Annotated in this window: 5 protein-coding genes and 1 pseudogene; all 6 read right to left on the reverse strand. The window is 43.0% G+C overall.

Annotated elements, in window-relative coordinates:
• Positions 1-10: 10 nt before the first annotated feature.
• A complete protein-coding gene (locus R1Y93_RS07180; RefSeq protein WP_500822258.1) occupies positions 11-799 on the reverse strand; it encodes a hypothetical protein in 789 nt (262 codons plus the stop codon).
• Between the two features lie 285 nt (positions 800-1,084).
• Positions 1,085-2,137: a 16S rRNA (cytosine(1402)-N(4))-methyltransferase RsmH gene (gene rsmH, locus R1Y93_RS07185; RefSeq protein ID WP_500822259.1), complete on the reverse strand. Its 1,053-nt coding sequence runs from the start codon at positions 2,135-2,137 to the stop codon at positions 1,085-1,087.
• 476 nt (positions 2,138-2,613) lie between these two features.
• Positions 2,614-4,320, reverse strand: a complete 1,707-nt coding sequence (locus R1Y93_RS07190; protein ID WP_500822263.1) for a sodium/proton-translocating pyrophosphatase — start codon at positions 4,318-4,320, stop codon at positions 2,614-2,616.
• Positions 4,280-4,612 carry a sodium/proton-translocating pyrophosphatase gene (locus tag R1Y93_RS07195; RefSeq protein WP_500822260.1) on the reverse strand — a complete coding sequence of 111 codons (333 nt, stop codon included), beginning with the start codon at positions 4,610-4,612 and terminating at the stop codon, positions 4,280-4,282. The genes R1Y93_RS07190 and R1Y93_RS07195 overlap by 41 nt, the downstream gene beginning before the upstream one ends.
• On the reverse strand, positions 4,612-4,740 hold the full coding sequence (locus R1Y93_RS07200) for a hypothetical protein (protein WP_500822261.1): 129 nt from the start codon (positions 4,738-4,740) through the stop codon (positions 4,612-4,614). Before R1Y93_RS07200 ends, R1Y93_RS07195 begins: the two co-directional genes overlap by 1 nt.
• A gap of 535 nt (positions 4,741-5,275) precedes the next feature.
• Positions 5,276-6,375 (reverse strand): annotated as a pseudogene (locus tag R1Y93_RS07205) (glycerol dehydrogenase).
• Between the last annotated feature and the right edge of the window lie 53 nt (positions 6,376-6,428).

A 6,428-nucleotide genomic window follows, 5' to 3' on the forward strand; every position in this document is an offset into this window, starting at 1 on the left:
TCCGCCTCAATTATTCTGCAGGTGTAACGGAGATGATGTGTGGATTCACACCCTCATACCAGTACAGGAAGCCTTCCATATCGATCTTGTCACCGATCTTCAGACCCTCAACTGCCTTGTACACATCAGAATCCTTGTCGCAAAGATAAGACTCTACAGTAAATGTATATGTCTCTCCATTGTAAGAAACATTAAAATACAGGTCATCACCCTGGCTTCCGGATCCATCATAATTGTAAAGGAAAGCTACATCCTCACCATCAAGCTGAGAAGCCTCTACTGTCATGCCTTTAAAAGATACGTACTCATTCTGATGGTCGATCAGCTCATCTTTTCCAAGAAGATCTGTAACATCAAGAGCTTCTGCCACATATTCTCCATCCTCGATCTCGAAGGTTGCATCTGTGATCTCAACTTCTCCTGACCACTCAGACTTATATCCTGTAACCTTGATCTTTGTTCCTGGAACCAGCTTGTCATAATCTTCTTCAGAGCAGGCCATATTGTAAACAAAGTAAGCACCGTCTTTGTCCTGTGTATAAACGGTTGCCTTATCTTCCCACCAGCTCTGCTTTGCCTGAACATAAGTCTCTACAGTAACTTCGGAATCCAGGTCGGCATCCATGTACTCCTGATAAGTCATTACGCCTTCAGACTTCTCCTCTGCAGCCTCATCCTGTGCGTCTGCATCAGTCTCCTGTGCTTCTGTTGCCTCCTCAGCTGTGTCCTCAGCCATAACTGTACACGGCAGTGCAGCTGTTAATGAAAGTGCTAACAGTACAGCAATACGTTTCTTCATAATATCCTCCTTTGGCCCGTTTTACACGGATATGTTGGTATCTTGTAACTGTCTCACTTCCTGACAGTTACTGTGTCTTTTCAAAAAGACCCTGTGTCTATTATACCCTATAATCCTGGAAAATCAACAATCATTTCTTCTTTGCAAGACCAATTACTTTCCTGACTTATATCTTCTTAGGCTTATATCTTCTCAGACTTATATCTTCTCAGGCTTATATTTCTCAGACTTATATTTCTCAGACTTATATCTTCTCAGGCTTAATTTTTTTTGGCAAAGCCAAAACTACCGCTTCACCGCCCAGCGCATTTTAGTAGAATGTGCTCTTGGATTCCCGGCGCACTCTTTTGCAGATGGACGCACCACGTCCCTGGAATAATCCTCATAAATCCCAGCCTTGTATCCATCCTTCAAAGCCCTCTTCACCAGCTTATCCTCTCCGGAATGGAAGGTAAGGATGGCAGCCCTTCCACCTGGCTTTAACGCACCGGGAAGCTTTTCCATAAACTCATATAAAACTTCAAATTCATTATTAACATCGATTCTTAAAGCCTGAAACGTCCTCTGACAGGTTTTCTTCACTGTTTCCATCCTGTCCTTCTCAGGAATGAAAGACAAAGTTTTCTCGATCACCTGGCGAAGCTTAAAAGTGGTATCTATATGATTTCCCTTTCTCACCTCATCCGTAATAGCCTTTGCGATTTCCTCACAGTATGGTTCATCTGCATTTTCTTCAAGCATACCAGCCAGTTCTTCTTTTGTAATTGTATCCAGTCGCTGTGCTGCACTGATCCCTGCTTCCTGATTCAGGCGCAGATCCAGAGGTCCATCTGTTTTAAAAGAAAAACCTCTTTTCGGGTTATCGATCTGCATGGAAGACACACCCAGGTCTGCCAGAATAAAATCAAAACCGCCTGCTTCCTTTGCAATCTGATCAATCGTACAGAAATTCTGCAAACGTATCGTAAGCAGATCTTCTCCAAATCCCTGCTCTTCCAGTCTCTTTTTTGTCTTTGCAGCCTCTTCATGATCTACATCTGTAGCATAAATATGGCCCTGCCCCTTCAGGCACTTAAGCATAGCCTTGGTATGGCCTCCATATCCCAAAGTTGCATCAAAACCAATCTGCCCCGGCTGGATCTGTAAAAAATCCAGAATCTCCTTTACCATAATGGAAATATGCATCCCTGCCGGTGTATTTCCTTTCTGGATCACATGCTGAACCGTATCCTGATATTTATCCGGCTGCAGCTCCTTATATTTCTCCTCAAATTTCCTTGGGTATTTTCCTTTATATCGAACCCGCCGCTTATGCGGTGTCTGTGATTCCTGTGTCATTTTTTCATGCTCCTTTCTGTGTGGCATCACAATTAACCCGGCCTGTCGTTTCCCTATACATATTCACCTCATCACCACAGCCTCTGAACTCAGTAATAACATCTTTGATCTGCTCCTTCAGATGCGGATACAGCACATCCGGATCACGATACTTCTTGTTTTCAAAAGTATCTAACGCAATCTCAATGATGTGATCTTCATCTACTCCATCTGACAGTAGAAAATTCTATGTATAAAAACTTCTATTGAAGATTTTTGCGGTTACCTGCAAAAATCTTCAATAGAATCATACCCCATTCATGACTGCTTTACAACCGCACTATGAAAGATTTCTGCAGTCTACTGCAAAAATCTTTCATAGCTTCACATGTACTGACAGACAAATCACAGAAAGCCACTCCACCCTCAAAAAAGGCCTCCACCCAGACGGATGAAGGCCTCTTCTTCAGGGATACCCCTGCACCTATTCTTTTCTTTTAGCGGATCAAAGTAATGGTTGAAAACAGGGAAGCAAGTGTATTGGCTACTGTGGACATACTCTTAATAAAGATATCCAGAGCAACACCTACAACGTCCTTTCTTGTATCACCAACTGTATCGCCGGTAACAGCTGCCTTATGTGCTGCAGAACCTTTGCCATGACCTGGCAGAGCTTCACTCTCAATATACTTCTTAGCATTGTCAAATGCACCACCGGAATTGCCCATAAACAGAGCTCGTGGAATAGCAACGATAGTTGCACCTACCAGAATACCACCAACAAACTGTACACCGAAAATAAATCCACCGATCACAGGAATGCAAAGAGCCATAATAGACGGCACTACCATCTTCTTCAGAGCCTGGTTAGCAGCCATACTGATCAGCTTGTTGTAATCCGGTTTTACTTTGCCTTCCAGAACGCCAGGAATGGAAAGCATCTTGTCACCCTCATCTGCCATCAGCTTGGCAGATTCGATGGTATTGTCTGTAAGCATAGCTGAGAAATACTCGATCAGTGCACCACCGATCAATCCACCTGCAACAACGATAAAGGAAGCGATATTCAGAACCGGCTCCTCTCCATTTGCAGTATAATTACCAACGTAGGCAACGATCAGGGAAACAGTTGCAAATGCAGCAGAACCGATAGCAAAGCCTTTACCGATAGCAGCTGTAGTATTACCTACAGAATCAAGCTTATCTGTAATCACCCTGACCTTATGCTCCAGGTGGCAGGACTCAGCCAAACCGCCTGCATTATCTGCGATAGGGCCAAATGCATCAATAGAAACAGTAGCGCCTACGAAAGAAAGCATACCAAGTGCAGAAATGGCAATACCATATGTACCGCTGATCTTACCTGAAACAAACAATGCAACACCAATGATCAGGATTGGGAACAGTGCAGAACGGGAACCAATCGCATCACCTTTGGTGATAACAAATGCCTCGCCCTCTGTAGCCATCTTGGCAAGATCCTGGGTCGGTTTGTATTTGTCACTTGTATAATATTCTGTAATACTTCCGATGGCAATACCACTGATGATACCCAGGATACTGGAGATCCACGGAGAAGCCCATCCGGCTTTCATTTCAGAATACAGTTCAACATTTCCAAATAATACATAGGATGCGATCAGGCTGAGAATAACCGTAAGTCCCGCAGAAATCCATGTAGCAAGATTCAGCTCTCTTGACGGGTCATCGCCCATCTTACGAACAGAGGCATAGGTAAGTCCGATCAGGCATCCGATCAATCCCACTCCTGCAAGGATCACCGGGAAAAGAATCATCCGTGTAAATGTTTCTTCCGGAATGGTTACAATATCATTTACAAACAGAGTGACAGCAATCATAATGGAGGCAGCGATAGTAGCTACAAAACTCTCCAGAAGGTCAGAGCAGTTACCTGCAATATCATTAACATTGTCACCAATAAAGTCTGCGATTACGTTGGGTACACGGCTGTCATCTTCAGGCATGTCATGACGGATCTTAGCAAGGATATCAGAAGAAATATCTGCAGCCTTGGTATAGTTACCGCCTGCAACCCTGTTAAACATGGCAACAATGGAGCATCCCAGAGAATAAGTTGTAACTCTCATAATAGAAGGATTACAGTTCATGTTCGCAATAAGTCCGTGACCGGTAGCATCTGCATCAATCCCCCAGATGATCAGCACCAGGAGAAGGCCGAACATACCCAAAAGCCTGAACTGCGATACCACTCACACTTCCGCCGCAAAGTGCAACCTTTACGGTCTCACCGATGGAAAGTGACTCACGTGCTTTATTTGCAGTACGCACATTTGCATAAGTGGCACTCTTCATACCAACGATGCAGACAAGACTGCTCATCAGACCACCCATAAGAAAAGTAATGCCACTTGTTGCTTCTACAAATAAGCTAAATACCAGAGCAATAATGATCCCGATAATGGCGATCACCTTAAACTCCGCTTTCAGAAATGTACCGGCTCCGCTGCGGATCATCAGGCCATCTCTACCATCTCGTCTGTTCCTTCTTCAAGCTTCTTAACCTTCACGTAATTGAAGAATACAAAGACGAACGCAGCAACTACTACAACCAGTACTGCGTGCCAAGTAAGTGAACTATTCATTAGTTCCACCCCATATATAATATTTTGCAAATGATACTGCTGTCATGCGTCACCTATCTCAGCCTTAGGAAACGTATTCCCTGTACCATATATGCACCCTTTAAAAAACCTTCTCCCCTTGCCGGATCCATATGCCAAACACCCCTGAAAAGCACTGTAAGATCCAACAGGTTCAACTTCTCTTTCCCAATTTAGCATAAGGATATCATATTTTTCCCTATTATGCAAGGTGATTTTTTATTTTACTTGTATATTTTTACCTGTATAGTTTTTTGCACGGACTTTATATTTTGTATTTTCACAGTTCAACATAATATTCTTAATCTGTTTTTGTTATATTTTTCACAGTCATCTATTTAAATAATGAATCATTTTCTCACAAAACTTTTTCTAAAAATCCTTCAAAAAAGCCCTGACAAATAAGATTACCTTCTGTATTAAACAGCTTCCATCACGCACTGTTCCAATAAAAATACAGTCCTGCTTTTTTAGCAAGGCTGTATTTTTATACATCATTATGCATTTTTTGATATAATTACTCTTCCCCCAGATAATATCTGCCATAAGCATCAGCTGCCTTGATCGCAGCAAATACTGTTTCAGGTGTAACCTCAAAAGGCATATTATGAAGAGTATCTGTTTCTGCACATGCAGTTTTGGCAACCTCCATCAGCTGCTCATCTGTTACCTTATCTGCTCCAAGCTCTGCCAGAGTTACAGGAAGACCTACTTCAATACACCATAAAATAATATCCTCCAGTTCTTCCTGTGGGATATTCTCCAGTACCACTTGGGTGAGAGTACCAAACGCAACCTTTTCACCATGATACATATGATGGCACTCTTCCAGTACTGTAAATCCATTGTGGATGGCGTGGGCACCTGCAAGTCCTGCGCTTTCAAAACCAATCCCTGAAAGAAGTGTATTCGCTTCAATCACCTTCTCAACTGCAGTGGCTCCACCCGTCTCCAGTGCAAGTTTTGCCTTTACACCTTCTTCCATCAAGGTATCAAAGCAAAGCTCTGCCAGTGCCATGGCTGCCTCTGTTGTTTCCCGCCTGCACAGGAGGTTGCCCCACTTCTTTTGCATGCCCTTGCCTCAAAATATGTTGCAAGTGCATCTCCCATACCGGCTACTGTAAGACGAACCGGTGATTTTGCAATAATATCTGTGTCCATCAGAACCATATTAGGATTTGACGGAAGGAACAGGTACTTCTCAAATAACACCTTCTGCTGTATAAATTACAGATAAAGCACTGCATGGTGCATCTGTAGATGCGATAGTAGGACAAATAAATACCAGGAGTTCCAGCATCATATGCCACTGCTTTTGCTGTATCAAAGATCTTTCCTCCGCCAATGCCGATGGTAAGGTCACAATTATTATTTTTAACGACCTGCACAAGACGATCAATCTCGCTATTGCAGCATTCTCCGTTGAAATAGTCAAAAACCACTTCACAGCTGCTGTTTGCAAAGCTGTCTTCTACCAGCTTTCCAATCCTTTTATAACCGCCTGCACTGATCAGAACCAATGCCTTTTTTCCGCAACTTTGCAGCATAGGTACCAAGTTTTTTCATTTCGCCTGCGCCCTGAACATATTTTGAAGGGCTGATTAAGATTTTTGCCATTTTCTCATTCTCCTTTTCTTTGTACTTAGAAGTCAGACTCCGCTTCTGGCTTT

The sequence above is a fragment of the Blautia sp. HA3515 genome, from assembly GCF_059933065.1.

Bases quoted from the DNA above. Each gene is read 5' to 3' on its own strand.
- R1Y93_RS07190 (WP_500822263.1), bottom strand. From the start codon at position 4,320: ATGTTCGGCCTTCTCCTGGTGCTGATCATCTGGGGGATTGATGCAGAT.
- rsmH (WP_500822259.1), bottom strand. From the start codon at position 2,137: ATGACACAGGAATCACAGACACCGCATAAGCGGCGGGTTCGATATAAA.
- R1Y93_RS07200 (WP_500822261.1), bottom strand. From the start codon at position 4,740: ATGAATAGTTCACTTACTTGGCACGCAGTACTGGTTGTAGTAGTTGCT.
- R1Y93_RS07195 (WP_500822260.1), bottom strand. From the start codon at position 4,612: ATGATCCGCAGCGGAGCCGGTACATTTCTGAAAGCGGAGTTTAAGGTG.
- R1Y93_RS07180 (WP_500822258.1), bottom strand. From the start codon at position 799: ATGAAGAAACGTATTGCTGTACTGTTAGCACTTTCATTAACAGCTGCA.